The sequence below is a fragment of the Gordonia sp. SGD-V-85 genome, from assembly GCF_001456905.1.
Taxonomy (GTDB): domain Bacteria; phylum Actinomycetota; class Actinomycetes; order Mycobacteriales; family Mycobacteriaceae; genus Gordonia; species Gordonia hongkongensis.
In genome coordinates this window covers 138,323-164,076 of sequence record NZ_LNQO01000005.1, presented here as the reverse complement: position 1 = coordinate 164,076, position 25,754 = coordinate 138,323, and the positions used below count along the sequence as shown (strand labels likewise).

Annotated in this window: 21 protein-coding genes and 1 tRNA gene; 11 read left to right on the top strand and 11 right to left on the bottom strand. The window is 66.2% G+C overall.

Annotated features, from left to right (window positions below; all coding sequences use genetic code 11):
- Nucleotides 1–33: 33 nt before the first annotated feature.
- Nucleotides 34–1,635, bottom strand: coding sequence for an alkaline phosphatase D family protein (locus tag AS181_RS07765; RefSeq protein WP_058251008.1), 1,602 nt, complete (start codon nt 1,633–1,635; stop codon nt 34–36).
- A 133-nt stretch (nt 1,636–1,768) separates the two neighbouring features.
- On the opposite strand from AS181_RS07765, the gene AS181_RS07760 reads away from it, so the two are divergent.
- Nucleotides 1,769–1,993: an amphi-Trp domain-containing protein gene (locus tag AS181_RS07760; RefSeq protein ID WP_058251007.1), complete on the top strand. Its 225-nt coding sequence runs from the start codon at nt 1,769–1,771 to the stop codon at nt 1,991–1,993.
- 7 nt (nt 1,994–2,000) lie between these two features.
- Here AS181_RS07760 and AS181_RS07755 read toward each other — a convergent pair whose 3' ends face one another.
- Nucleotides 2,001–2,660, bottom strand: coding sequence for a hypothetical protein (locus AS181_RS07755; RefSeq protein WP_058251006.1), 660 nt, complete (start codon nt 2,658–2,660; stop codon nt 2,001–2,003).
- A gap of 293 nt (nt 2,661–2,953) precedes the next feature.
- Here AS181_RS07755 and AS181_RS07750 point away from each other — a divergent pair, with 293 nt between their 5' ends.
- From AS181_RS07750 to AS181_RS07740, 3 genes are all read left to right on the top strand, one after another.
- Nucleotides 2,954–3,472: an OsmC family protein gene (locus AS181_RS07750; protein WP_058251005.1), complete on the top strand. Its 519-nt coding sequence runs from the start codon at nt 2,954–2,956 to the stop codon at nt 3,470–3,472.
- A 117-nt stretch (nt 3,473–3,589) separates the two neighbouring features.
- Nucleotides 3,590–4,006, top strand: a complete 417-nt coding sequence (locus AS181_RS07745) for a DUF3761 domain-containing protein (RefSeq protein ID WP_091344293.1) — start codon at nt 3,590–3,592, stop codon at nt 4,004–4,006.
- A gap of 22 nt (nt 4,007–4,028) precedes the next feature.
- Complete coding sequence (locus tag AS181_RS07740) at nt 4,029–4,754, top strand: GNAT family N-acetyltransferase (RefSeq protein ID WP_058251003.1); 726 nt, start codon at nt 4,029–4,031, stop codon at nt 4,752–4,754.
- Between the two features lie 12 nt (nt 4,755–4,766).
- Here the strand turns inward: AS181_RS07740 and AS181_RS07735 are convergent, their stop codons facing one another.
- Both AS181_RS07735 and AS181_RS07730 read right to left on the bottom strand, forming a co-directional pair.
- The gene (locus tag AS181_RS07735; RefSeq protein WP_374100782.1) at nt 4,767–5,726 is read right to left on the bottom strand and encodes a hypothetical protein; all 960 of its coding nucleotides are present in this window, start codon (nt 5,724–5,726) and stop codon (nt 4,767–4,769) included.
- A gap of 177 nt (nt 5,727–5,903) precedes the next feature.
- A complete protein-coding gene (locus AS181_RS07730; RefSeq protein ID WP_058251001.1) occupies nt 5,904–9,281 on the bottom strand; it encodes a DEAD/DEAH box helicase in 3,378 nt (1,125 codons plus the stop codon).
- A 129-nt stretch (nt 9,282–9,410) separates the two neighbouring features.
- On the opposite strand from AS181_RS07730, the gene AS181_RS07725 reads away from it, so the two are divergent.
- Nucleotides 9,411–11,195: a DUF3556 domain-containing protein gene (locus AS181_RS07725; RefSeq protein ID WP_058251000.1), complete on the top strand. Its 1,785-nt coding sequence runs from the start codon at nt 9,411–9,413 to the stop codon at nt 11,193–11,195.
- Nucleotides 11,196–11,224: 29 nt separating this feature from the next.
- On the opposite strand, the gene AS181_RS07720 is transcribed toward AS181_RS07725, so the two are convergent.
- A complete protein-coding gene (locus AS181_RS07720) occupies nt 11,225–12,181 on the bottom strand; it encodes a DMT family transporter (RefSeq protein WP_082652888.1) in 957 nt (318 codons plus the stop codon).
- A 36-nt stretch (nt 12,182–12,217) separates the two neighbouring features.
- Between AS181_RS07720 and AS181_RS07715 the strand changes: the two genes are divergently transcribed.
- The 3 genes from AS181_RS07715 (at nt 12,218) to AS181_RS07705 (ending at nt 15,202) form a co-directional block, all read left to right on the top strand.
- Nucleotides 12,218–12,814 carry a TetR/AcrR family transcriptional regulator gene (locus AS181_RS07715; protein WP_058250998.1) on the top strand — a complete coding sequence of 199 codons (597 nt, stop codon included), beginning with the start codon at nt 12,218–12,220 and terminating at the stop codon, nt 12,812–12,814.
- Nucleotides 12,815–12,915: 101 nt separating this feature from the next.
- Nucleotides 12,916–13,392: a hypothetical protein gene (locus AS181_RS07710; RefSeq protein ID WP_223259071.1), complete on the top strand. Its 477-nt coding sequence runs from the start codon at nt 12,916–12,918 to the stop codon at nt 13,390–13,392.
- 73 nt (nt 13,393–13,465) lie between these two features.
- Nucleotides 13,466–15,202 carry a SulP family inorganic anion transporter gene (locus tag AS181_RS07705; protein WP_058250996.1) on the top strand — a complete coding sequence of 579 codons (1,737 nt, stop codon included), beginning with the start codon at nt 13,466–13,468 and terminating at the stop codon, nt 15,200–15,202.
- A gap of 21 nt (nt 15,203–15,223) precedes the next feature.
- On the opposite strand, the gene AS181_RS07700 is transcribed toward AS181_RS07705, so the two are convergent.
- The 4 genes from AS181_RS07700 to AS181_RS07685 all read right to left on the bottom strand — a co-directional run bounded on the left by AS181_RS07700 (nt 15,224) and on the right by AS181_RS07685 (nt 21,430).
- Complete coding sequence (locus AS181_RS07700; protein ID WP_058250995.1) at nt 15,224–16,546, bottom strand: PucR family transcriptional regulator; 1,323 nt, start codon at nt 16,544–16,546, stop codon at nt 15,224–15,226.
- The gene (locus tag AS181_RS07695; RefSeq protein ID WP_058250994.1) at nt 16,543–17,964 is read right to left on the bottom strand and encodes a phytoene desaturase family protein; all 1,422 of its coding nucleotides are present in this window, start codon (nt 17,962–17,964) and stop codon (nt 16,543–16,545) included. Before AS181_RS07695 ends, AS181_RS07700 begins: the two co-directional genes overlap by 4 nt.
- Nucleotides 17,961–19,823 carry a DUF3556 domain-containing protein gene (locus AS181_RS07690; protein WP_058250993.1) on the bottom strand — a complete coding sequence of 621 codons (1,863 nt, stop codon included), beginning with the start codon at nt 19,821–19,823 and terminating at the stop codon, nt 17,961–17,963. Before AS181_RS07690 ends, AS181_RS07695 begins: the two co-directional genes overlap by 4 nt.
- A gap of 140 nt (nt 19,824–19,963) precedes the next feature.
- Nucleotides 19,964–21,430, bottom strand: coding sequence for a class I adenylate-forming enzyme family protein (locus tag AS181_RS07685; protein ID WP_058251137.1), 1,467 nt, complete (start codon nt 21,428–21,430; stop codon nt 19,964–19,966).
- Nucleotides 21,431–21,702: 272 nt separating this feature from the next.
- On the opposite strand from AS181_RS07685, the gene AS181_RS07680 reads away from it, so the two are divergent.
- Nucleotides 21,703–23,208 carry a sigma factor-like helix-turn-helix DNA-binding protein gene (locus AS181_RS07680; RefSeq protein WP_058250992.1) on the top strand — a complete coding sequence of 502 codons (1,506 nt, stop codon included), beginning with the start codon at nt 21,703–21,705 and terminating at the stop codon, nt 23,206–23,208.
- Between the two features lie 14 nt (nt 23,209–23,222).
- On the opposite strand, the gene AS181_RS07675 is transcribed toward AS181_RS07680, so the two are convergent.
- The gene (locus tag AS181_RS07675) at nt 23,223–23,906 is read right to left on the bottom strand and encodes an AMP-binding protein (RefSeq protein ID WP_223259072.1); all 684 of its coding nucleotides are present in this window, start codon (nt 23,904–23,906) and stop codon (nt 23,223–23,225) included.
- A 292-nt stretch (nt 23,907–24,198) separates the two neighbouring features.
- On the opposite strand from AS181_RS07675, the gene AS181_RS07670 reads away from it, so the two are divergent.
- Together AS181_RS07670 and AS181_RS07665 are read left to right on the top strand one after the other, a co-directional pair.
- The gene (locus tag AS181_RS07670) at nt 24,199–24,867 is read left to right on the top strand and encodes an MspA family porin (RefSeq protein ID WP_058250990.1); all 669 of its coding nucleotides are present in this window, start codon (nt 24,199–24,201) and stop codon (nt 24,865–24,867) included.
- Between the two features lie 47 nt (nt 24,868–24,914).
- Nucleotides 24,915–25,595: an MspA family porin gene (locus AS181_RS07665; protein WP_068972622.1), complete on the top strand. Its 681-nt coding sequence runs from the start codon at nt 24,915–24,917 to the stop codon at nt 25,593–25,595.
- A 62-nt stretch (nt 25,596–25,657) separates the two neighbouring features.
- Here the strand turns inward: AS181_RS07665 and AS181_RS07660 are convergent.
- Nucleotides 25,658–25,748, bottom strand: a tRNA-Ser gene (locus tag AS181_RS07660).
- Nucleotides 25,749–25,754: the final 6 nt, after the last annotated feature.

Sequence of the window (25,754 nt, the reverse complement as noted above, 5' to 3'; positions counted from 1 at the left end):
CCGGGACGAATCCCGCACTCTGTCAACGGGTCGTCACGACGCCGGCTCGAGGTCCTTTCGGTACAGGGTCTTGCCCGACGCGTCGACCAGATCCACGCTCAACACTTTGGTCCTGCCGTCGATCGTCACCTCGCCGAAGTGTTGAAACCCCTCCGCCGGTGACACATTCGACTCGGTAGGTGCATGGACGAATTGGTACTCGGCACCGAATGTGCTGTCCAACGGGCTCTCCGGGAACGCACCGGCGTGCAACGGTCCGGCGACGAACTCCCAGAACGGCGCAAAATCCTTGAAGCCGGCGCGGTCAGGCTCGTAGGAGATCGCGGCGGTGTAGTGGACATCGGCGGTCAGGAACACCACGTTCCGGACGTTCTTCGTCTGAGACAGGATGCGGGAGAACGCGATCTCACGACCAAGCGGATCGCCGGCATCACCCTGGGCCACCGCTTCCATTGCCTTCGGACCGTCCGGCGGTGTCGTGTTCTTGTCCGCCACGACGATGCTCAGCGGCAGGTCATTGGCGACGATCTTCCAGGTCGCCGTCGAACCCCGCAGTCCGTCGATGAGCCACTGGGTCTGCTCCGGACCGAGCGTGCCGTCGACGTTGTCCCTCGACCACGCATCGGGGTTCGGGTCCTTGTGGCTGCGCATGTCGAGGATGAAGACGTCGAGCAGCGGACCGTATGACACCTTGCGGTACAGACGATCCGTGGCACCGATCTCGACGGGTTGCCATTCCTGCCACGCCTGACGTCCGTTGCGCGCCAACACGTCGACGCTCATCTCGGTGTATCCCTCGCGGCCCTGCCCCTCGAGACTCTCCCCGGGGGACCAGTTGTTGACGACCTCGTGGTCGTCCCACTGCACCAGTTGCGGGACTGATCCGACGAAGCGTCGGAAGTGGTCGTCGGTCAGGTTGTACGCGTAGTTTCCACGAAACTGATCGACGGTCTGCGCCACCTGCGCCTTCGCCGGACTGGTGATGTTCCCATAGGTCTTGCCGTCGTTCTGTTCCTGAGTCGCCTCGACCGGGTTGTCGGCGTAGATGGCGTCACCGGAGTGGATGAAGAACTGCGGATCACGGTCGGCCATGGTGGCGAAGATGGTCATCCCGCCCATATCGGGGTTGATGCCCCACCCCTGCCCGACCACGTCGCCGGACCACTGGAACCTGATGTCGCCGTCTCGTACCGGAGCTGTCGTGAAGATTCCGGTCGCCGGTTCGGAGAGCGCGCCGTCCTCACCTTCGAAGGTGACGCGATAGTGCACGGTCTGGCCGGGCTCCAGGCCGGCCACCCGTAGTCGGCCGGTCCCGTCGCCGGCGGGCGTCACCTGCGGTCCGCGAAATTTCCGTGCAGCACCGAAGGACTCGCTCGATGCGGTCTCGACGATCATGGTCGCCGGCCGGTCCGACCGCGCCCACACCAGCGCCCCTCCGCTGGTCACCTCGCCGGTGGCCACCCCGTGGGTGAGGACCGGCCGGTTCCTGACCAGACTCGGCGTCGCCGAACCAGGATTCGACGACCCGCAGGCCGCCAGCGCGGACCCGACCGGGACGAGGAGCGCGCCCGTAGCGGCAGTTCGCAGAATCGTGCGTCGGGACGTGGGACGGTCTGCTCGATGAGGTCGGGTCATGGGCGCCAGGGTGGCGCAGCACTTCCAATGGCTGGTGACAAATGGGTGACGAGAAGGTGTCCGTCTCCGAGCTCGGTGTCATCCGGCACGCGTGCCGCTTGACCGAATATGTCCGGTCGGCTCAGATGGACTGATGAGCGACGAACTGTTCGAGCACAAGACCAAGACCGAACTGACCCGTGAAGAGGCGGCGAAGAGGATCCACGAGCTCGCGGACGCCATCGCGCGTCACAACGAGGTGTCTTTCGTGGAGAACAACAAGACCGTCCGTGTCGACATCCCGGCGAAGGTGCAGCTGAAGATCGAGATCGAGCGGGGCGAAGACGAATCCGAGCTCGAGATCGAGATCACCTGGTAGGCAGCTCTTATCGACTGGGTACGTCAGAATCGGTGGACGCCAATGACGAGGCTGGGTTCGGCGTCTGTAGGGCCGACCGCTCGGTGCGCATCAATCGCCAAGCGGCCACAGCGAAGGCTGCTTGACTGACGGCGTTGATCGACTGCTCGATCCATTGCAGCGAGAGAGTCTGTTCCTGACCGGCCAGTGGTCCGAGCGTGTAGGTCCCCGCCAGGCACACCGCGAGCAACGCCACCGTGCGCACATCCCGAACGCTCCACGCGTCGCGCGCGAGGGCCACGTAAAGTGCTGTCGCGCCGATGATCACGGCGATCAGAAACCAGCCGGCAATAGATGGGACCGCCACTCCGACGACCGAGAGACCGGCGAGCAGTAGGGCCGGCGTGAGTCTGCGAAGACCCCAGGCAGCGGCGGCGAGGAGCGGAAACCCGCAACCCATCAGCGGGAAGAGCGAATCGGCGAGCCGCGGGATGTCGGCGATGTCCGTGGCGGCCAGGAACTTCCACGACGCTTTGGCGAAACCTCCGGCAAAGATCAAACCAGCGCCGACATATGCAGGTAGCCAGTCGGTTCGACGCGCGACCAGGAGTGCACCGAGCGCGCCGAACGCGACCGGTACGAAGTCGAACAGCGCCAGGGGGACCGTGACCTGTTCCGCGGGTGTCACCCTCGCCCCTCAGACTGCGGCCGGCATCGGAGCGCGGTCGGAACCCCGGATTTGTTCAGCATGCTGAACAATCTAGCTCGTCCGGCTCACCCGCGCCACCAACGGAGGGGTGTTCGTTCGGTGCTCGGGCGGTCGAGGGCGACGACGCTGACCGTTCAACCGGACCACGCGATCGCGCAGGGTGCTCCTCCGCGCCGCAACATCCAAGTGTTCCGCTCACCATGATGCAGAACGTCGTCGTTCTCGATGCTCCTCGCTACCTTCGTCGGCAACAGGACCGTCGAAGGAGCACCATGACCGAGACCGCCACCCGCCTCAACGACGTGGACATCGCCGCCGTCGGCCAACTGGTCGAAGCGATTCAGGACGACGCCGGCAAGGCCCAGACGACATGGGCCGCGCATGTCCAGTGGAACGGTTCGTTCGCGTCGGCGGCACGGATACGCGACTTCTCGCCGGTCCCGTCCGACGAGCCCGCCGCACTCGGCGGCGGCGACACGGCACCCAACCCGGTCGAACAGCTCCTCGGTGCGTTGGGTAATTGCCTGGCCGTCGGTTACGCCGCGAACGCCACAGTGGCGGGCATCGAACTGAAGGACCTGCGAATCGATCTGAAGGGCGACGTCGACCTGCACGTCTTCCTCGGACTGGCGGAGGGACATGCCGGATTCGGATCGATCACCGCGAGAGTCACCATCGATTCCGACGCCCCGCGCGAGAGGCTCGATGAGCTGCACGCCAAGGTCCAGGCCAGCTCACCGGTCGGGCACACCCTCGCGAACGCGGTGCCGGTGGAGATCGTGTTGAACTGACGCCGACCGACGACACAGCAGTCGTAAGCAAAGCACACGCCCCGCCAACAACCGAAGATCTGTGCCAGAAGCGTCGGAGATTGCCAAACAGTCGTTGAAGTCATCAAGGATCACCGAATGCCAACGATGACCGAGCGTCGACTTCTTGCTGGACTCGCCACCGTGCTGGCGCTGACGATTGGTTCATTGCTGACCGGCGCGGCCATCGGGGACGCACCGGCAGGGGCGGACCCAGCCATCCACGAGGTCGACTACAGCTGCGGATCCGGGTGGTACGAGAATTCGGACGGCAACTGCGTCCCAGGGCCGGACAACTCACCCACGGGGATTCGTTGCAAGGACGGAACGTACAGCCACGCGAAGAACCGACAGGGTGCGTGTTCCCGGCACGGGGGAATCGCAGACGACTCCGGAACAGCCGGGGCAGGCAGCGATGAGAGCGGCAGCTCCGAGCTGGGAGTCGGGAGCGCGGTGATCGGCAGTTCCGTGATCGGTGCGGCACTGCTGGGCGCCCTGCTGTTCGGGAGTAGTTGACCTTCTGTCGTATGGTCGCCCCGTGACCGACCGCATCACCGATGAACGACCAGCCGAACACGAGATGACCGGTCACGCGCTACTCGACAACCCGGCTCTCGCGGCCCTCACCGGGCCACATGCGCACTTCGCTCAGCGCCGCGGTGGTGCTCTGCGGTATCACCCCGATGTCTGCCCCATAGCGGCTCTCCCCGACTCCCCGAACGCTCGAGACTGGTCGGACGCTGCCGAACTCATCGGCCCGGGTGGTTCCCTGTTCTTGCCGGTGGTCACGAATCGTCCGCCCGCGGGATGGGATACGACGATGGACCTGCCCGGTGTGCAGATGATCGACGCCGGCGTCGACGCCCGGCCTGACGATGAGGCCGCGCCGTTGACCGCCGCAGATGTGCCGGAGATGACCGACCTGGTCGAACGCACTCGCCCAGGGCCCTTCCGCCCCCGCACGATCGAGATGGGCGCCTACGTCGGAATCCGACGCAACGGCCGCCTCATCGCAATGGGTGGTGAACGGCTGAGACTTCCGGGTTACACCGAGATCAGCGCCGTCTGCACCGATCCCGACCACCGCGGACACGGACTCGCGTCCCGGCTCGTACTCGACCTCGCGCACCGCATCCGACGTCGCGGTGATGTTCCGATCCTCCACGCCGACGCCCGCAACGTCGGCGCGATCCGGCTGTACGAGCAACTGGGGTTCGTCGTTCGCCGTGAGGTCCTGTTCCAGATCTTGCGGGCGCCTAGCTGAACTCGGACTCAGTCAGTCCCGCGTCAACGACTTCGCCAAGGGAGCGATCTCGTCGAGATAGATCGATGCCAACACGTCCGACTCGTCGGCCAGGTGCCGCACCCGATCACCCTCGGCCCGGTCCCATTCGGTGGCGACGGCATGCTCGAAGTCGTCGATTCCACTCACGCGGTCGAGCCACGCCTGCTTCTCCTGCCGGTGTTGAATGCGCGCGACGATCGACTCGTACCCCGCGAATGCCTCGAGGCGCCGCACCAGCTCGTCGAGCCGGCCGGACAGCAGGAGCGACTTCTCGACGAACGTGGACACCACCTGTGGATCGGCGGCCAGGTGACCGGTCGGCTCCGCACCCAGAAGTGCGAGTTGGTCGCGCAGCCCGACAGCGACAGTCGAGATGGCGGTGACCTCCCCCTCGAGGTCGACGCGGACGGCGTGACGGTCGAAGAAGTCGAGCTGCCACGCGGGGAATCCACTGATGCGGTCCGCCACCGCGGCGGTCGTCCACGCGATCTGGCCGACGGGATCAGACGAGAAACGCTCCAGTTCGCCCCTGTCGCGACTACGACGACGGGACAGCGCCGAGACCCCGGTTCCGCCGCCTTCTACGTCTCCGGTCGCCCGGCCATGCCAGATGTCGGCGGCCGAGGCGACGAAGTCGGCACCCTCGGCATCGCTGTCGACGGCCGCACCGGCATCATCACCCAACTGCTGCCGGATGGCCTGGCACGACGCCCAGCGTCTGGCCTGCGCAAGTCGGATCGTGTCGGCGAGGTCGGCCAGCGGAGCAGACGAGGACGTACCGGAACCGGCGGTCGACGACGCTTTCGTCGTCGACCGCGCCGCTGACCTTCGATGCCGGAGGTCGTCGCGCATGCCGGTGAACATCGCCGAGAACGCCCCGATCAGCATTCCGAGGAGCACCACCAGCGCGGCCGCGATCACCACCACGAAAACGGCGATCACGACGTACATCATCTGTCCAGTAGACCACGGTTCACGACGACTGAGGTCGGTTCCTGCGCAGCTCAGCGAGGCGCAACGGAGTCCTTCATCACTGTGGTCCGGACCAATGGACTCACACTCGGGTGATGGACTCCGACCGACGTTCATGGGTCGAGATGAAGTCCATCTGTCGCCGAGGCCCGTGAGTCACTTCGGGTCAGACCCGGCCGGCGAGCCGCCGAGCAACTCGCGGATGTCGTCGGCGTCGATGGCCGCACCGAACATGTCGCCGTCATCGACGACGGCGTTGAAGAGGTCGCGTTTACGTTCCTGCAGCGCAACCACTTTCTCTTCGATCGTGTTCGCCGACACCAGACGATAGACCGTGACCGGACGAGTCTGACCGATGCGATGGGCGCGGTCCACGGCCTGGGCCTCGGCCGCCGGATTCCACCACGGATCACATACGAAGCAGTAGTCCGCCTCGGTCAGGTTGAGGCCGAAACCGCCGGCCTTGAGGCTGATGAGGAACACCTTCGACGACCCACTCGTGAAACGTTTGACCGCCGCGGAGCGCCGGCTTGCGGTCATCGATCCGTCGAGATAGCTGTAATCGATTTCGGCACCGGCGAGCTCTCTTTCCAAGAGTTTCAGAAACCCGGTGAACTGGCTGAAGATCAGGGCGGAATGCCCTTCGGCGATGAGCTCGGGAATTTGCTCGACGAGGAACTCGATCTTGGCGGAGTCGATGTCGGTGTGCTTCTCGTCGACGAGCCCGGCGTGCAGGCTCAGTTGCCGGAGCATGGTGAGCGATCGGAAGATCTGGAACCGGTTGCCGTCGAAGTCGTCGAGCAGGCCGAGCACGCTCTGCCGCTCCCGAGTGAGGCGCGTCTGATACAGCTTGTCGTGCTTCGCGTTCAGGCTGATCGAAAGTACCTGTTCCTGCTTGGCGGGCAGGTCTGTGGCAACCTGATGCTTCGTGCGCCGCAGCATGATCGGACGGATCCGTCGTCGTAGCAACGCCAACCGCCCGGGCTCCGTGCCACTTTCGATCGGCTTGCGGAAGTACGACGTGAAGGTCTTCGCCGACGGGAACAGACCCGGCACGGTCAACGCCATCAGCGACCACAGCTCCATCAGGTTGTTCTCCAGCGGCGTGCCGGTGATCGCGATCTTGACCTCGGCATCAAGACGGCGAGCGCACTGATGAGCTTTGCTGGCGTGGTTCTTGACGAACTGTGCCTCGTCGAGAAACACGGCCGTCCAACTGACCGATGCGAATTCGTCGATCCCGATGCGCATCAGCGCGTATGAGGTGACGATCAGTTGCGCTCCCGCGATACGATCGGCGAACGCGATCTTCGCCCGTCCGCTCGTCTCGGTCACCGTTGCAATCCTCAGACCTGGTACGAACCGTTCTGCTTCGACCGCCCAGTTCGAGATCACGCTCGTCGGTGCGACCACGAGAAAGCGAGCCTGCGGTTCCTCCTCGATGACCTTCGCGATCAGCGCGAGGGACTGGAGGGTCTTGCCCAGCCCCATGTCGTCGGCGAGCACTCCGCCGATTCTGTTCTCCCACAGGAAGTTCAGCCAGTCGAGGCCAGCCCTCTGATAGTCACGCAAGTCCGCACGCAGCCCGGTCGGCACCGGACAAGGCGCCGGCGGTGTCGCGGCGGCCAGACGACGCAACTGCTCGCGCCACTTCGTGAGATCGTCGTCGGCCGTCCCGAGTTCGAGCAGCTCGTCCCACAGAGTGGCGTTGTGCGTATCCCGGCGGACCCGCCCGCGGTCGAGTTCACCCAGTGCGCGGGCCTCGGCCACCAGTTCGGCCAGGCGTTGCAGCTCCGGGGTGTCGAGCACGAAATAGGCCCCGTCGGGCAACAGCATGTGTGTCGCTCCGTTCGACAACGCCGTCAGCACCTGGTGCAGCGGCACTGCGACGCCGTCGACCTCGACGGTGATCGACAGGCCGAGCCAGTCGTTGTCATCGGACCGTTCGGCACCGAAACCGATCTCGGGGACGACCTCGGCGGCACGGTAGTCGGGGAGCTCGCCGACGATCTCCACCTCGATCCCGTCAGCCCGCAGCTCCGGGGCGACCTCGGTGACGAACCGCGCAGTGTCGACGGGCGAGTAACGGTAGCGGCGGGTCAGGAGCGCAACCGATGCCGATGCGAGAGCCTCGTCGCGACTCATCTCGGCGAGTTCCGGATCGTCTGCGAACTTGCTGCCCGGAAATCCGGCGACCTGAATCTGCCATCGATCACACACCCGAGCCGCAGCTTCGAGGTGGCCACGGAGTTGCTTCCACAGGCGACGTTCGGCCACGTCGTCACCGAACCCAGAGCTCTGCCCGGACGGGAAGAATCGTCTGCTCCCGTTCACGCGGTAGACGACACCCCACTCGAGGTGCGCGCCGCCATCGTCGGCGACCCGAAGCGTGACTGCCGCGTCGGGACCGGTGATCTCGGGTCGGGTCACGGCGCCATCGGCCACGGTCACCGACATCCGACCGGCGAGGTCGGGGAGGACCTCGTCGGCGAACTCCGCGATGTCGGTGTCGGGAATCCCGATCGTCCCGGCGTCGAGCAGTGCCCGGAGGGCTTTCGACGTCCCGTCGTCGACGAGCGGCGCCAGGAACATCGTGCCGCCTCGTACCAGGCTCGCTCCGTGAGGTACCGAGCCGAACAGCATCAAAGCGTCGTCCGCAGACGGCCCGACGGTCGGGAAGTCGACACCGCCGGACACCACGAGACCCTCGTCGTCGCGATCGACGGTCAACGCGGCCGACGCGGGTGGAAGCAACTCGACCTTTTTCGCGCCCGTCGACTTATGCGCCACCAGTACGACACCATCGTCGACCGCCGCCCGTAGAGCGGTCCAGATCTCGGCGGACGCCTGGTCCAATCGGTGAACCTGGGAGGTCCCGTACTGGTGTTTGTCCCCGGCGCAGAGGTGGACGGCACGGACTCGTGCCAGGTGAACGGGGTCGAAGTGCTCAGCCGGATGGTCGGTGGTGGACCTGTAGTACTCGGTCACATGTCCCGGCTCGATGGAGCTCCACGTGATCCCCGTGCGTACCCAGTTGCCCTTCTTACCGGGGGTCACCAGGCGCAATGTCACCGTCTTCAGGCTCATCCACTCGGGATCGTCGAGCTCGACGAGCAGTCCGATGGGAGCCGATCCCGGCTCTTTCGGGGTGGCCCCGGCAACGAGGTCGCCCAGCAATGTTCGCCACGGCGCTGACGCATGCCTCACGCCTCGAGGCGACGCACCGAGGAGTCCTGCACGCATCACCCCCAGCGCCAGAGCAACCGCGTGCTTGCAGTTGGCACCGACCGGACAGTCGCACTCAGCGACGTCGACCGCGTATCCGCGGGCGTCGTCACCGAACCCGATCTCGAGTGAGTACAGGTCGCCACTCGAACCGACGCAGGTCCCGGTCGCCGACATGAACAACGGGTCCCAGTCCTCGAGAGCCACGCGCCCCTGCTGTGCGTATTCGGCACCTCGGCCTATCGTCGCGACGTCGAAATGCGCGAGCAGGCCCGACTCCGCGGGCGATAACTGATCGAACGCTGCCACACGACGAGGCTAGGCGATTCTGCCGGCGGCGGGACCCGACGTCTGCACCGCATCGGATGTCATCCACGTTTCTCCACAGGGTCACCGAATCGGCGCCAAGCAAGCACTTGGTTTGTTAGCTTCTCGTCGATGGGATTCCTGAAGCAGACCACGCCAGAGATCGACTTCCCGACCTGGAGTCAGGGCACGCGCGCGGAGAAGATCAAGCCGATGGCGCGGCACTGGGCCGAGGTCGGGTTCGGGACACCGGTGGCGCTGCACCTGTTCTACGTCGGCAAGATCCTCCTCTACGTCCTTGTCGGCTGGGTCGTCGTGATCAGCACACCCGGGATCGACGGCTTCTTCGACGTCACCGACTGGTACAACGAGCCGATCGTCTTCCAGAAGGTCGTGCTCTACACGATGCTGTTCGAGGTCGTCGGTCTGGGATGCGGGTTCGGTCCGCTGAACAACCGGTTCTTCCCGCCGCTGGGTTCGATCCTCTACTGGCTACGTCCGAAGACGATCCGGCAGCCACCATGGCCGCGGATCCCGTTGACTGCCGGTGATTCCCGTAACCCGGTCGACGTCATCCTCTATGGCGCCCTGCTCGCCTTGCTGGTCATAGCGCTGTTCAGTCCGGGTAGCGGCGCGATCCCGGAGCTGGACACGACCGTCGGCGTCCTCCCCAGCTGGCAGATCTGGGCCGTCCTGGGTGTGCTCGCGGCGATCGGTCTGCGTGACAAGACCGTCTTCCTCGCGGCGCGCGGTGAGGTCTACGGCGCGTTCACCGTGGCGTTCCTCTTCAGCGGGGTCGACATGATCATCGCCGCGAAGCTGGTCTTCGTCTGCATCTGGCTCGGGGCAGCGACGTCGAAGCTGAACAAACACTTTCCGTTCGTCATCGCGACGATGATGTCCAACAACCCGATCTGGCGTTCCCCGAAGATCAAACGGAAGTTCTTCGAGAGCTTTCCCGACGACCTGCGGCCGGGCCGTCGATCACGATGGATCGCGCACTTCTCCACTGCGGTCGAAGGACTCGTGCCGCTCGTCCTGTTCTTCTCCCACGGCGGGTGGGTGACCGCGGTGGCGGCGACGATCATGCTGATCTTCCATTTCGGCATCCTGTCGTCGATCCCGATGGGCGTCCCGCTGGAGTGGAACGTCTTCATGATGTTCGGCATCCTGGCGATCTTCGTGGGGCACCCCGACATCGGACTCGCCGACCTCCAATCAGCCTGGCCACTACTGCTTTTCGCGGCCTCCGCCGCAACGGTGATCATCGGGAACCTGATGCCGCGCAAGGTCTCGTTCCTGCCCGGCATGCGCTACTACGCCGGGAACTGGGACACCGGCTTGTGGTGCATCAAGCCGTCCGCGTCGGCGAAAATCGAACAGGGCATCGTCGCCATCGCGTCGATGCCGGCCGCGCAACTCGAACGCTTCTACGGAAGTCCCGAAGCGGCCCAGATCCCTCTCTACATGGGGTATGCGTTCCGGTCGTTCAACAGTCACGGTCGGGCGTTGTTCACGTTGGCGCACCGGGCGATGGCCGGCGCCGGGAGCGGAGCGAGCGGGCCGGATGAGAACGGCGTCGCGGAGTCGGAGTATGTACTGACCGACGGCGAACGAATCTGCAGCACGGCGATGGGCTGGAACTTCGGCGACGGCCATCTCTCCAACGAGCAGCTCATCGAATCCTTGCAGCGGCGTTGTCATTTCGAGCCCGGGGAGGTCCGGATCGTACTGCTCGACGCGCAACCGATCCACCGACAGACGCAGGAGTACCGCCTCGTCGACCCGGCCGTCGGCGAGTTCGAACGCGGATACGTACGCGTTGCCGACCTGGTCACGCGACAGCCGTGGGACGACCAGGTTCCCGTCACGGTGACCTGGCGCGCCGACGACGGCCGGGCAGATCCCACCGAATAAGATCGGGGCGATTGGGTCCGCCAGGCGGATCACAATGCCCCCACAGCTTCAGCAGCCCGGCGCCGGTCACGCACCTTGGTCGACGACTCCGCCCGATTCACGACCCAGGTGGCGCCACCGGCCATGGCAAGCCCGAGAGCCGTTGCCCAGCCGAAGTATTCGCCGTACATCGCGGTGCCCCACACCGCGGTGACGGGCGGCATCAGGAACATCAGCGTGTTCACCGAGGTGACGCCGGACCGTCGTAGAAGTATCCAGTACAGCCCGTAACCGCCGAGCGTCGACAGGATCGACAGCCAGGCGATCGCCAGCCAGAAGGTGCGGTCGGCCGGCGGCACCGCCACCCCCGCGAGAAGGCCTGCCGCGGTGAAGATCACCGCGGAGACGCCGCAGTGGATCGCCAGGATGATCATGGGTGACGGCGGGTCGACGACGCGTCGTTCGAGGAAGGTGGCGGCAACCAGCGCGGCCATACCGAGCAGCGGGACGAGATACGCCCACCACGGCGCGTCCGCGGATGACGTCGCGTCCGACCAGGTGACCAGTACAACCCCGGCCGCGCCGACGAGCAGACCCCACCACTGTCGTCGGTGGGTGACCGCCCCGAGCAACGGACCTGCCAGTGCGGCGACGACGAGCGGTTGGACACCGTCGATGAGTGCGGTCGTCCCGGTGCTGACGCCGAGAGCGATCGCCCAGTACACCGTGACCGTGTAGCCGGCTTGCGAGAGCGCACCGATGACGACCTGGGAACCGACCGCTCGCCCGGACATCGGCGCGAGGCCACGCCGACGCCACCGGAAGTACACCGCGGCCCCGAGTACGACCGCGACCACCAGGAATCGCCACATGAGGACCGTGAGCACCGGCGCCTCACCCGCGCCCAGATTCGCGCCGATGAAACCCGACGACCAACAGACGACGAACACCGCCGACATGACAACTGTCACCCATCGCGCAGGTATACCGATCTGTGAAGTTTGCATGCAGCCGACCTTACCGATCGGTGTAGTCTTTGTCATGTGACTGCCGAGACCACACTCTCGACCGTGGAGTGGACACCCAAGGCCCGACTCATCCTCGACGCGGCCTCGGCACTGTTCTACGAACACGGCATCCACGCGGTCGGTGTCGACTCCATCGCGGCAGCCGCGGGCGTCACGAAACGCACGCTCTACGACCGCTTCGGCTCCAAGGAGCAACTGGTCGTCGAGTATCTGCGTGCCCGCAACGCCGCCTGGCAAGAGTTCCTCCGGTCCCGCCTGGACGCCGCCGATGCGTCGCCGAGCGCACAACTCGCCGCGATCTTCGACGCCACGCGGGACTGGTCGGAGGACCGCGGTCACAAAGGGTGCGCGATGATCAACGCGCACGCCGAGATCAGCGATCCCGGGCATCCCGCGTTCTCGATCATCGTCGGCCAGAAACACGAGCTACGGGACCTCTTCGCCTCGATCGCGACGAAGGCCGGCGCGCCCAACTCGCGCACATTGGCACAGCGACTGTTCATCCTCCACGAGGGCGCGCTGGTGACCGCCGGGATGGGGGTCGAGCCGGGAGCCCTCGACGCGGCTCGCGACTTCGCACTCGAGATCTTCGACGGCCAGCAGTCGAATTGACGAACTCTTAGCGCCCGGATGCGTTCCGCAGCAACATGATGCGGAGTAGATCTGATGCGGTGACCTTGTTCGACATACTGCCCTCTCTGAAAGGCGTCACCGTGACCAGATCGTTCGACACCGCGACGTGGGGAACACCGTTACGCACCGTCGGACCGGACGTCGTCGCCGGCGACCTGTCCCTCCGCGCAGAATCGCTGCACCGCAAGGTCGCGTTCTACCTCGACGCCGACGGCGGGCCCGTCTGCCAATCCCTGTGCCCGACCGGGGTGTGGTACCCGACGCTGGTCACCCGGATCACGTCTGCAGTCGTCGCCCACGGCCGCGTCGTCGTCTACGTCGACGCCGCCCTCCCACTCCACTCCGCGTTGCTCGATGTCGCTTTCCCGGGGACTCATCTGGCGGGTGCGACCATGCTCGACATCACCGTCGTCGACCTGTCCCGGCATCGTCGCACCCTGTACGCCGAGGCCCCCGCGCATCTCACGGTCACCGGCACCATCGCCCTGGCCCTGTCGCCCGTGATCCCGACGCGGGCAACGGACCCGCGAACCGCCTCCCGGTCGGTAACCGCCTGACACGATCGCACACGGCACGACAACTACTGGGCAAAGAGAAGCCGAAACCGCCGCCACGGCTCATAATCGCCTGATGCAACCGGAAACGGTCTCACGATTCCTGCCCGGATTGGGAGTGCTCCGCAGCTACGAGCGGTCGTGGCTGAAGGGTGACATCGTCGCCGGGATCGTCCTGACGGCGTTGCTCATTCCCGCCGGCATGGGGTACGCCGAAGTCGCCGGGTTGCCGCCGGTCACCGGTCTCTACGCGACGGTCATACCGCTGCTCGTCTACGCCGTCGTCGGACCGTCCCGCATCTTGGTCCTCGGGCCCGACTCGTCGCTCGCCCCGATCATCGCGGCGTCGATCATTCCGCTCGCCGCGTTCGACGCCGAGCGCATCGCCTTGGCCGGCGTGCTCGCCATCGAGGTCGGTCTGGTCCTCCTGATCGGCGGCCTCCTCCGGCTCGGCTTCGTCACCGACCTGCTGTCCAAACCGATCCGCATCGGCTACCTCAACGGGATCGCACTGGTCGTGGTGCTCAGCCAGTTGCCGAAACTGTTGGGCTTCAGCGTCGATGGCGATTCGGTCCTCCAGGAGGCGATCGACATCGTCCGGGGCGTCACGTCCGGCGAGGCCGAGCTGCTGCCGACGGTCATCGGGGTGTCGTGCCTGGTCCTGATCTTCGCACTCAAGTTCTGGCGCAAAGCGATTCCCGGAGTTCTGGTCGCGGTGGTGGCCTCGATCATCGCGGTCGCGGTCTTCGGCTGGTCCGATGACCTGCCGGTCGTCGGAGCGATGCCCCGCGGATTCCCGTCGCCGTCCCTGGAAGGCGTGACCCTCGACGACGTCATCAGCCTGATCGGCCCGGCCGTCGGTATCGCGCTGATCGCGTTCGCGGACACCAGCGTGCTGTCGCGAACATTCGCCGCGCGTGCGGGTGACCAGGTCAACGGCAGCCAGGAGATGGCGGCCATCGGCACCGCGAACATCGCCACCGGCTTCCTGAGCGGCTTCGCGATCTCGGCGTCGTCCTCCCGCACCCCGGTGGCCGAACAGGCCGGCGCCAAATCCCAACTCGCCGCGGTCGTCGGGGCGCTTCTGATCGTCGTGTTCATCTTCGTCGCACCGGGAGTCACCGCCTACCTTCCGTCAGCAGCGCTGGCCGCCGTCGTGATCGCCGCGGCCATCTCGCTGATCGACATCTCCGGCGTGGTGGCGCTGTTCCGCGCAAACTGGGTCGAGGGTGCGCTGTCGATCGCCGCGTTCCTCGGTGTCGCGCTGATCGGTGTCCTGCAAGGCATCCTGGTTGCGATCGGCCTGTCGTTCATCGCCTTCGTGAATCTCGCGTGGCGACCGTACCGGACGGAGTTGGGGCGGGTTCCGGGACTGCGCGGCTACCACGATGTGACCCGCCATCCCGAGGCCGAACGCATCGACGGTGTGCTCATCATCCGATTCGACGCCCCGTTGTTCTTCGCCAACGGCGGCATGTTCGACGACTACGTCCGAGGCAAAGTCCGCGAGGCGAGAACAGCGGGGCGAGAGCTCCACACCGTGATCATCGCCGCCGAACCCATCGTCGACATCGACGCCACCGCCGTCGACGAACTCGTCGAACTGGACGACTATCTCCGTAGCCACGGCATCACCCTTGTCTTCGCGGAGATGAAGGACCCGGTGCGAGACATTCTCCGACGCTATGACCTGCGCGTCGACGGCAGACCCCGGTTCGACGACACGCATTTCGCGCCCACTACCGGCGCGAAGATCGACGAGATCACCGGGCAACCCCGCCGAGACGTCCAGAAGTCGAACGACGGGATCTGACACCGCGACATCGGACGCCCCTCAGTGCGCGAAGATCACCGGCCCGAGGAATTCACACACCGTCAGCGCCAGAGCGAGATCCAGGCGGTCGCGGTCCGCCGGGACCTCGGCGAGCGCCTTGCCGACGCGATACTTCACCGTGTTGCGGTGGAGGTTGAGCCGTTCAGCGGTGTGGAGGTGGCTTTCCTTGGTGGCGAAATACACCGACAGCGTCTCCCGCAGCATGTTCGCGTTCGGGGAGTCCTCGGCGAGTCCGCCGAGGACCTCGTGGACCCACGCCCGCGTCGACTCGAGGTCCTGCGCCAGCAGGGACACCACGGCCACACCTCGGTCGCCGAATCCGATCACCCGACTCGCCGCACCACCCGGCATGGTCGCCACCGAGTAGGCGGCGAGTGCCTGCTCGTGGGTTCTCCGGAAACCCCGTGCCCCGGATGCGGGAAGGCCCACCGCGACTCGGATTCCCGCCGGCACGGTCGAGCGCACCGCGGTCACCGACGAACCGTCGGTGACGTCCCGTCCGACCAGTGGAATCCAGGCCCAGACCGTCGACCGGTCGATCGCGGTGACGATCGGCGGGGAGCCTCCGCCCACCCGGGTACCGAGTTCGCGGGCCGCGTGGGTGAGCGCGACCAGTTCGCGGGGTTCGTCGTCGAATGACCACAGGATGAGCGCGAGGTGCCTGCGGTCGAGCGCGTAACCGGTCTCGGACTCGAAGGCCCGCTCATCGGATTCGGCGCCGTCGAGGAACGAGTGGATGGCCGCTGATTGCACGTTGCCCTCGACGCCGAGCCACCGTCGGCGTTCGTCTTCGTACGCCTCGAACACGTACAGGGAGATCCAGTCGATGTATCCGGACAACACATCGGAGATGTGCCGGGTCAACGCCATCGACTGTCCGGCGTCGAGGTCGAGATCCTCGACCAGTCGGTAACATTCACGCATCACGCTGTTCTGCCCGAGATGGTAGGCCCGCACGAGCGAGTTCGACGGCACGTCCCGTTGCGCCAGACGCAGCGCGTATTCCACTGCGGCGGTGGTCGGTTGCAGGTGTTCGATCGGAATGTCGTTCGCCAGGACGTGGATGATCGTCGAGACGTTGCCGTGCACGCTCGCCTCGAGCAACTCCACGAGCTTGGGATCGGTGTCGAGCTGATCGATCTCCCGGGCCATCATGGCGCTCAACTCGGTGACGATGTCGGACACGTTCTCGTGCAGAGTCTTCGCGATCATGGCCGCCTGCTCGAGCAGCTCGGACCCGGCCGCCGCGGGCACTCCGGCCAACCGGTCGCGCGCGGCGTCCCCCGCCGTCCACAGCGCACGCGACGGTCGCGACGCGGTCATCGTCGCGACCGTGCGTACCGCAACGCCGACTCGGCGGCGTGGTATCCGCACAACCCGTGGATACCGGCACCGGGTGGACTCGCTTGAGAGCAGATGTACACGCCCGGTACGCCGATCGCGTACGGATCGAGCGCGGCACGGGGTCGCAGGACCATCTGCAGGCCGTCGTTCGCTCCGCCGATGATGTCCCCACCCGCGAAGTTGGCGTTCGACGAGTGGAGCTGTTCGGTACCCGTGCTGACCGTCGCCACGATCCGATCACGGAATCCCGGTGCGAATCTCTCGATCTGCGCGACGATCTGCTCGGTGGCATCTCCGTCGAAACCTCGAGGGACATGCGCGTACGCGTAGATCGGATTGACCCCGCCCGCACTGCGACCGGGATCGGCGATGTACTGCTGACCGAGCAGGACGAACGGCCGTGGGACCATCACACCGGCCGCGCGCTGTCGCTCGGTGTGGGCGATCTCCGCGAAACTCCCGCCGAGGTGCACTGTCCCGGCGCGCAGGCAGTCCGGATTCGACCACGGGATGTCCCCGTCGATCGCGAAGTCGACCTTGTAGGCCGACGACCCGATTCGATAACGCCGGTACGAGCGGCGAATTCGAGCCGGCATCTCGTCGCCGAAGATCGAGAGCACCTGCGCCGGGGACAGGTCGAGCAGCGTGATGTCCGCCCGCGGCAGGTCGGCACGCGAGCTCACCCGGACACCGGTCTCGATCTTGCCGCCCGAATCCCGCAGTGCGCCGACGATCGCCGCGGTGATCGCTCCCGAACCGCCCTCGGCCACCGGCCATCCGTAACGATGCCCGCTCGCTGCGATCATGAGCCCGAGTGACGCGGTGAGCGGACGGTCCAACCGGGAGAACAGGTGTGCCGCGATCCCGCCGTACAGCGCACGGGCACGCTCGGTACGGAACCAGCGCGCGAGCACGGTGGCAGGCAGGATGGCTCGCGGGCCGAACGATGCGAGGCGAATCGGGTGACCGGGCACGTGCACGACCGGGCGGAGCAGATCGTCGCCGAGATCGTCGAAATGCTCGGCCAGATCACCGAACATCGCCTGCCAGCGCGATCCGTCGGCGCCCAGTCCCGCCGCCGTGGCACCGATCGACCGGAACAGCAATCCGGCGTCGCCGGAATCGAGAGGGTGCGCGCAGTCGGCGTCGGGCCACTTCCACGCCAGCCCGTACCGCTCGAGACCGACCTCCGCCCAGAACGGCGATCCCACGCCCAGCGGATGGAAGGCCGAACAGTGGTCGTGGATGACGCCCGGGACCGTCAGTTCGCCCGACCGGGCCCCACCACCGACGACCTCGGCCGCCTCCAGGACCTGCACGTCGACACCGTTGCGCGCCAGGTGCAGAGCGGCGGCGAGCCCGTTGGGCCCGCCGCCGACCACGACAGCTGTGGTCACTGCGGCGCCTGATCGGTCAGCCGGACCGTTGTCGCGCTGCGGTCATCGGAGCGCATCTTCGGTTCATGCACCACCTCAGGATCGGTGACGGCGCGGCGAGCGTCAACGTCGAGAGTCCAGTCGACCTGGAACGGGATGGGCCCGTTGGGCAGCCACGGTTGCTCGTTCACCGCGTCGACCACCCGGTAGGTCCCGGTCTCGATGACGCCCAGCGCCGCATCGATCACCTTGAACCGCTGCGTGCCCCGGTGAATCGGCTGGGACTCGATCCAGACCACCGTGAACTCGCCCGGCGCGAAGCCGCACCGCTTCTGCAGCGCCGCGATGAGCCGCTCGTCATGGAGATGCCCGTCACCGAAGTTGAAGGCCACCAACGAGTTACACGAGAACTCCGCCTCCCTCAGCGTGTAGGTGTCGATATCGGACCCGAGATGACGGATCATCAGCGAGTACAGCGCGCGCCCCTGGCTGTGCATCGAACGCCAGGCCAGCAGCTGGTGCATCACGACATCGGCCACCTCGGCCGGGTACGAAGCGAGGAGCTGGGTGCGGGTGTTCTTCGCGGGCCGCACGATGTGCTGGTCGAGCTTCTCCTCGGCACCGGGCGCGAAAGCCCACGTGGCCGACGCCCAGTTCCCCGCGTACTGGCGCATCGACGGGAGGAACGAGACCAGGTCCGGACGGAGGTTGCCGAGCACGGGGAAGAAGCAGAGCGCCGCGGCGATCAGCACCATCGCCCACGGCATCGACGTGTCGGTCAGCGCGTAACCGTCCCAGGCCGGGAATCCGAGGAACAGGAACACCGAGGCGTACGCGAAGAGCAGGTTCCATTCGAGCGGAACGGCCAGTGGGAACGTCGACAGGATGAAGAAGTGGAAGCACACCATGAGGACGACCGCCGCCACGGTGAGCGACTTGCTCGTCGAGAACAGCAAGACCAGCGGGGTGACGACCTCGACGATGGTGCCCAGGACGTGCCCGACGCCGCCAGCCAGCTTCGACGGCCGCATGTCCTCGGGGAAGTCGCGATAGTGCGCCCGCTTGATCTTCTTGCTCGGCAACCACGGGGTGTTCGACAGCATCGGCGGGATCACCATCGAGAAATGATGTCCCAGCTTGGAGATCCCGGCACCGACCCACACCGACACGATGAGCAGTTTGAGCGCCAGGATCATGTCGACGAACGGGAGGACGCCGAAGAAGATCATCGCCGGGAGATACTGCTCGGAGCGAGCCGCGATGAAGATGACCTTGTCCCGCAGGCCGATCACCACGAACAGCGCGATGAGCGGGTACATCAGAACGGGGTTCACCAATCCCTGGTTGTCGGCCACCACCGAGTCAAGCGAGTTCGACGCGATACCCGGGAGCGCTATCGCGACAGCAAGATTCGCGAGAATGAGCGCGTAGACCGCGATGTCGAACGCGGTGCGGGAGTCACCCTTGGTGAAGGGCACCTTGCCGGGCCACGGTGGAAGCCGGATCGTCTGTGGCCGCAGCCAGTACAGGAAGCCGCCGGTCATCGGTTTGAAATGTCCGGCCAGCGGCCCCCACGACCCTCCGATGCCCAGGACCTCCACCAGCACGGTCCACAAGACCAGCTTCTGATAGACGATCGGCTGGTTCCACCACTCGGTCACGTGCAGCGGGTTGAGTCCGGACGTCAGCGTCGCGAGGACGATCCCGACACCGCCGTAGAAGACGAAGACTTTCATCAGATAGATCAGATGAACCATCTTCGGCGTGCCGAAGCCGTGATCGGCCCAGTGGGCTCCCAGCACGCGGATCCGATCGAAGAACGGCCGCTGGAGGAATGTCTCCGGGTCCACTTGGGGAAAGTCTGGTTGGGTGAGTCCCATTGGTGCGCACTCCTTGTCGTGTGAATGGGTCGGTTGAGGTGTGGGTGGGTTGGGTGTGGGACCGGCATCGCCGGTCTCGGCGCGCGGGTCATCGGCTCGGCGTCCGCCGTGGGACGTCGAAATCGGGCCGAATCGGGGGATCAGATGGGCTGCGGACTGTGGAGACCGGAACGCAGCGCCGGTTTGTCGATCTTCCCGACCGGATTGCGCGGCAGTTGGTCGACGACGTGGATTGTGCTCGGCTGCTTGATCTTCGCCAGCCGTCCGGCGAGGTGGTCAGCCAGCTTTCCCGCATCGACCGCACGGTGTGGGTAGGCGACGACGAACGCGACGGGCAACTCGCCGTAGAGTTCGTCCGGTGCTCCCACGACCGCGCACTCGAGCACGTCGGGATGCGTCGCCAGTGCGTTCTCGATCTCCTTGGGGTAGATGTTCTCCCCGCCACGGATGATCATGTCCTTGATGCGGCCCACCAGGGTCAGGTAGCCGTCCTCGTCGAGGCGGCCCACATCCCCGGAGTGCAGCCGGCCGTTGATGACAGTCGACGCGGTCGCCTCCGGCCGGTTCAGGTAGCCGCGCATGACATTCGGCCCGCTGATGACGACTTCACCGATCTCGCCGGTGGGCACCTCCGTGCCCTGTTCGTCGACGATGGAGATCCGCTGCCCCGGAAGCGCCGGGCCCACCGTCCCGAGTTTGCGTACTCCGACGACCGGATTGCAGGCCGACGCACAGGTGCCCTCGGTCAGGCCGTAACCCTCGACGACAGGTATCCCGAAGGCGCCCTCGACCCGGTCGAGCAGTTCTCTCGAGATCGGGGCGGCCCCGCAGACCGCGAACCGGAGAGACCCGGTGGCCCCAGCTGTCAGACCGTCCTGCGACACGAGGAGCGCGTAGATGGTCGGTACGGCGGAGAAGTATGTCGGGGTGAGCCGTGCGACGTCGTCGAAGAACCGTGACGAGGAGAATCTCCCGGTGATGCTCAGCTGCCCGCCCGCGAGCATCGGCGCCAGGAAGCTCACGCAGATGGCGTTCACGTGGAACAGCGGCAGCACCAGGAGGGCATGGTCGGCCGCGGTGAGACCGAAATGCGTGACCATGGTCGACGCCATGTAGTGCAGATTGTCGTGCGACAGTCGGACACCCTTGGGTCTGCCGGTGGAGCCGGAGGTGTAGATCAGCAATGCGTCGTCGCCGGCGGCCGGTGACAGTGAGCCCCGCCAGTCCGCGCTCGGCGCCGTCGCCAGTTCCTCCACGTCGAACCGGGCACGGTCGGACCTCAGTTCTGCTGCGCGGGTCCCGATGACGACCCGTGCTCCCGAATCCGCCAGCTGGTACTCGGCTTCCTCCGGGGTGAATGCCGGGTTGACCGGAGTGGCGACCGCGCCGATCCGCCATGCCGCCATCAACGTGACCAGCAGTTCGATCCGGTTGGGCAGAAAGGTCGCCACGACGTCCCCGGGTCGAACGCCAGCACGGCCCAGTTGTTCGGCGACACCCTCGACGCGACGCGCAAATCCGGCGTAGTCGAGGGCGACCACGTCATCGCGAACACACGGGGCGTCGGCGCGATGGGTCAGGTCCCATGCGAAGTACGTGCTGGTCACCGGGCTTGCCTCCGAGATCGTCGTGGTTGATGTGATCCAGAACACTATGAAAGCGGGAGCCGAACCGAAACGGTCGCGGAGGCCAGACTTCCTCGAGACCTTTGTGCTCGGGGGACAATCCGACACCGGACGTCGTCGGTCCGGTCGAGCTCTGCGTGCGCGGGGTCCCGGTAGCGTGTGAGGTGCTCTGCGCAGGCCCTCGCGAGCGTTCGGCGAACCCTGGGCGGGCCACCGTTGCACGACGTCACCCGACCGCCGAGGAAGCACCATCCATGACCGCGCACGCCAACGGACCCTTACCGTCGAGACGGTCGCCGGACGACGGACGCGCGCTCGACGCGGTCGCCGCCTTCGACGCCGGACTGTCCGACCAGGAGCGGCGGGTGCTGACCGAGCGCGTCTACGCTGCCAGCCCTCGCACCCAGTCGGAGGTCGCCGACCTTCTCGGGTTGTCCCGCGAGCGAGTCACCCAGATCGATCGCTCCACACGACACCGCCTGCGCTCGTTGATCGAGGCGGACCCGGCCCTCGCCGACCTGTCGGCGATGATCAACCGCCGGGCCGCTCCGGTCGCGGACGCCGCTGCGCTCATGGCCGACTCGACGCTCGCCGGGACTCCGGTGGGCGGCGTCGAGGCCCCGTGCTGGCGGGTGGTGGCCGCGGCGTCGGGTCTGCGCACGAGCGAGAACTGGATCATCCGGGGCAGCCTGCGCTCGGTCGCCGAGTTCACGAAGTCGGCGGTCGAGGCGGCGGCGCGCCCCGGCGAGGCGGCTTCGGTCATCACCATCGCGGATCACCTGGGCCTGTCCGGAGATTCGGCCGCACGGTGGCTACTGCGGGCGGGATACGAACTACTCGACGGCCACGCGATCGCCGCCCGGTCGACGACGGGCGAGATCGTCGTCGCAGCGCTCTCGATCCGCGGCGCGCCGTTGACCTTCGACGACATCATCGACGCGACTTCGGCGATCCCGCGTGCCCACAACAGTATTCGAAACGCGCTCGCCTCGGACGTGCGTATCGTCAGAACCGACCGCACCCGCTACGGCCTTGCCAAATGGGGCCTTCCACGATACGAGCCGGTCCATCTGCAGATCGATGCGATTCTCTCCGACCACGACGGGGCCGTGCCCCTCGACGACGTCATCGCGACGATCCGCGGTCGTCACGACGTCAGCGAGGCCACAATCCGTTCGTATGCCGGTGCCGGCGAATTCCAGATCCGCGACGGCATCGTCACCCGACGCGAACGACCACATCGGCCGCGGCGGACGCCGGGACGGACGCGCGGACTGTACCGCGAAGACGACGTCGTGCATTGGGCGACGACGATAACTCCCGCGCAGTGTCGCGGAACGGGTTTCAACATACCCAGCGCACTCGCCGGACTTCTCGGCATCGGCCCCGGTTCACCGGTCACACTCGAGACCGCGCTGGGCACACAGGCTTTCACGTGGGCATCGGTTCAGGCACGATCCGGCTCGATCAAGCGGTTCATCGATGAGCTCGAACTGGAACCGGGTACGCCCGTGTTCCTCGACTTCGGGCCGCACACCTTCACCGTTCGACGGGCCGAGCAGGCAACCGCGTCGTCCGCCGCGGACATCCTGACCCGGATCGGGCGGCAGCCGGCCCGGCTCACCAGAACCCGACTCCTCCAGGTGCTCGCCGAATCACTGTGGTTGCCAACGCAATCCGGAATCAACGACGTCGTCGAGCTCCTCGGCAGGCGTCGCGAGACCGACCTCGCGGACCGGGTCGCGGCCACACTGCGCTGAGCGTCGGGCATCGGTCAGCGAGTGCTCGGGGCACCCCAGTGGGGCTCGCCGTACGGGGCGTCGACCGCGACGCATGCGCCGGCCGACGCGCAGGCGAGGATCCGGACCATGGTGTCGCGAGTACCGAGATCGCCTTCGAAAGACACATACTCGCCACGACGCAGCCCGACGTCCGCCACCATCCGCTCCGCTTCGGCGATGAGTTGGCCGGTGGCGGCTTGTGGTTCGTGTCCGAGGTCGACGAGGCCGCCCTCGTTCCGGAGCATGTCCGCCGTCCGGAGTGCAGCGAGGACGAACTCGTCGCCGACGCGGTACATCTGACGACAGTGGCTCCGGGGCACGGCGGCTTCGACCAGATCCTCGACCTCGGTGCATTGATCGACATGAGCGAGCACGAAACCGATCTCGCACGAATGTGCCGGTTCGTTCGCTGGGCCGAGGACGATCGGAACCGTGACGGCGTCGACCTCCAGCAAGGAATACCAGGCGAGCACGAACTCCCAGCCGGTGCGGATCACGAGACCCACCCGACTGCCCGCGCGGACCCCGCAGGAGACCAGTTGCTCGGCCATCCATTCCACGGACTCGTAGAACCGTTCGAAGTCGATGACGGCGTCACCGGTGCGCACCGCGGGCAGCGAGCCATGGGTGTCGTGGGCGCCGCTCAGCAGCGAACATGAAGCCGACGTCTGACTCACACATCCCCGTATGCGTAGCGAGTTCGTCTGCCGTGCAGCCGAACTCGTGGAACTCGCGGGCGACTCCACCGTCTCGCACCGGCATGAGACCCTCACCTTGCAGAGGTTAGGCTACCTTTACCAAGCGGGTCGGTGTCAACCCCCTACATAGTTTTTCACTCATATCGAGTTTAGGGTACGTTCACCTACGATCCCACCCTGCCGCAGCTGTCGGGTCTCCCCCTGCGATGAGTCCCGACGTTCATGCGACACCCCGTTTCCGAACGGGTTGATGACACGAGGAGAGCACGAGATGACACAACGAACCCTGCGGGCCGTCGGACTGTCCGCACTCATCGGCGGATCGGTGACTGCCGCGCTGCTCGCCGGCGCCGCGTCGGCGGGCGCAGACACATTCGTCCGGCTTCCGGGCGGCACCGCGAAAGGTGAGGGCGTCCAGATCGTCCGATCCGAGGAGAGCGCGCGGGTCTCGACGTCGATGGCTGCCAACGGCGTGTCCAGAACCACCTGGGTCAGCGGCCAGATCACCTTGTACGCACCGAATCTCAAACCGGCGAAGGCAGGACCGAGCGTCGGCGCGGCCGGCGAGACCACCCTGCCCGGAAGCAACGGAACCGCCACGAACGGCGCCGCGGCCACCCTGTCCACCGGCTACATCATCGGGTGCCAGGTGAACATCAAGGGCCTGCAGGGCGGTCTGTCCGGATCGTTGACCCCGACCGCACCCTCCCTGTCGGGGACCCTGACCGTCCCGCTGGCCGCCGGCGACGTCACGTTCGTGGTGTTGAACACCAAGAACGTCGAGAAGGCCGGTACTTACCACCTCGGTTACGACGACGCGCAGATCGACGTGCAGAACTGCGGCGGATACGCCCAGGCACGAGCATTCACCACGATCGAGACCACCGGCGAGGTGCACCAGAAGGTGAACCTCTACGGCAAGCCGTTCTCCATCGGCTGACCGCGAACCCGTTGTCCACCACCATGACCCGCCGAATCGGAGCTCCCATGACCGTCACCAAGCGCCGCGCCACGCGCACCCGGATCATCGCGTCCACGACCGCAGTCGCCTGCGCGGCACTGATACCCGTCCTCGATGCCGCACCCGCACACGCCGACACCACCGTCCAACTCCCCGGGCAATCCGTCACGAAGAAGTTGAAAGACGGTACGACGGTGACCATCACGCGCAGCAAAGAGTCCGCGCGGATCACCCCGTCGATGGGCGCCACGCCCCTGCACCGCAACGCCTGGGTGTCCGGCAAGTATGTGGTGACCACGTCCGACCCGGCCGCGAAGATCGGTGTCGGCGCCGGCTACATCGCCGGCTGCCAGCTGACACTGGGCGGCAACTCGAACAGCAGGGCCGGCGCGACCGCACCCAACTTCGACCTCCAGAGCGCGACCACGACGGCCGAGACCGGCGCCGGCGTGACCATCGGGCCCGGCCAAGCGGTCAACTACGTCATCAACGACCGTGAGTACAAAGACGCGTTCGGTGCGGCCGGCCACTCGTCGTCGATCAGCTTCTCCGGCGGCAAGGGCACACTGGCGTACACCAACGAGACCATGATGGTGAACGGCTGCGCCGGTTACGCGCAGGCCCGGTCGTACGCCAAGGTGAGCATCACCACCGACAACGTGTCGCAGTCGATCGCCGTGTACGGAAAGCCGTTCAGCATGGGCTGACCGACCACCGCTCCCAGAGATGCGAAATGGCCCCCCACCCGTGAGGATGGGGGGGCCATTTTTGGCGGTGGCGGAGGGATTTGAACCCTCGGTACGGGGTTACCGCACACAGCATTTCGAGTGCTGCACCTTCGGCCGCTCGGACACGCCACCGCCGAA

Coding starts and splice junctions, on each gene's coding strand:
- AS181_RS07705 (WP_058250996.1), top strand. CDS start 13,466: ATGCAACCGGAAACGGTCTCACGATTCCTGCCCGGATTGGGAGTGCTC.
- AS181_RS07735 (WP_374100782.1), bottom strand. CDS start 5,726: ATGTACGTCGTGATCGCCGTTTTCGTGGTGGTGATCGCGGCCGCGCTG.
- AS181_RS07720 (WP_082652888.1), bottom strand. CDS start 12,181: ATGCAAACTTCACAGATCGGTATACCTGCGCGATGGGTGACAGTTGTC.
- AS181_RS07665 (WP_068972622.1), top strand. CDS start 24,915: ATGACCGTCACCAAGCGCCGCGCCACGCGCACCCGGATCATCGCGTCC.
- AS181_RS07725 (WP_058251000.1), top strand. CDS start 9,411: ATGGGATTCCTGAAGCAGACCACGCCAGAGATCGACTTCCCGACCTGG.
- AS181_RS07750 (WP_058251005.1), top strand. CDS start 2,954: ATGACCGAGACCGCCACCCGCCTCAACGACGTGGACATCGCCGCCGTC.
- AS181_RS07765 (WP_058251008.1), bottom strand. CDS start 1,635: ATGACCCGACCTCATCGAGCAGACCGTCCCACGTCCCGACGCACGATT.
- AS181_RS07680 (WP_058250992.1), top strand. CDS start 21,703: ATGACCGCGCACGCCAACGGACCCTTACCGTCGAGACGGTCGCCGGAC.
- AS181_RS07690 (WP_058250993.1), bottom strand. CDS start 19,823: ATGGGACTCACCCAACCAGACTTTCCCCAAGTGGACCCGGAGACATTC.
- AS181_RS07760 (WP_058251007.1), top strand. CDS start 1,769: ATGAGCGACGAACTGTTCGAGCACAAGACCAAGACCGAACTGACCCGT.
- AS181_RS07745 (WP_091344293.1), top strand. CDS start 3,590: ATGCCAACGATGACCGAGCGTCGACTTCTTGCTGGACTCGCCACCGTG.
- AS181_RS07700 (WP_058250995.1), bottom strand. CDS start 16,546: ATGACCGCGTCGCGACCGTCGCGTGCGCTGTGGACGGCGGGGGACGCC.
- AS181_RS07670 (WP_058250990.1), top strand. CDS start 24,199: ATGACACAACGAACCCTGCGGGCCGTCGGACTGTCCGCACTCATCGGC.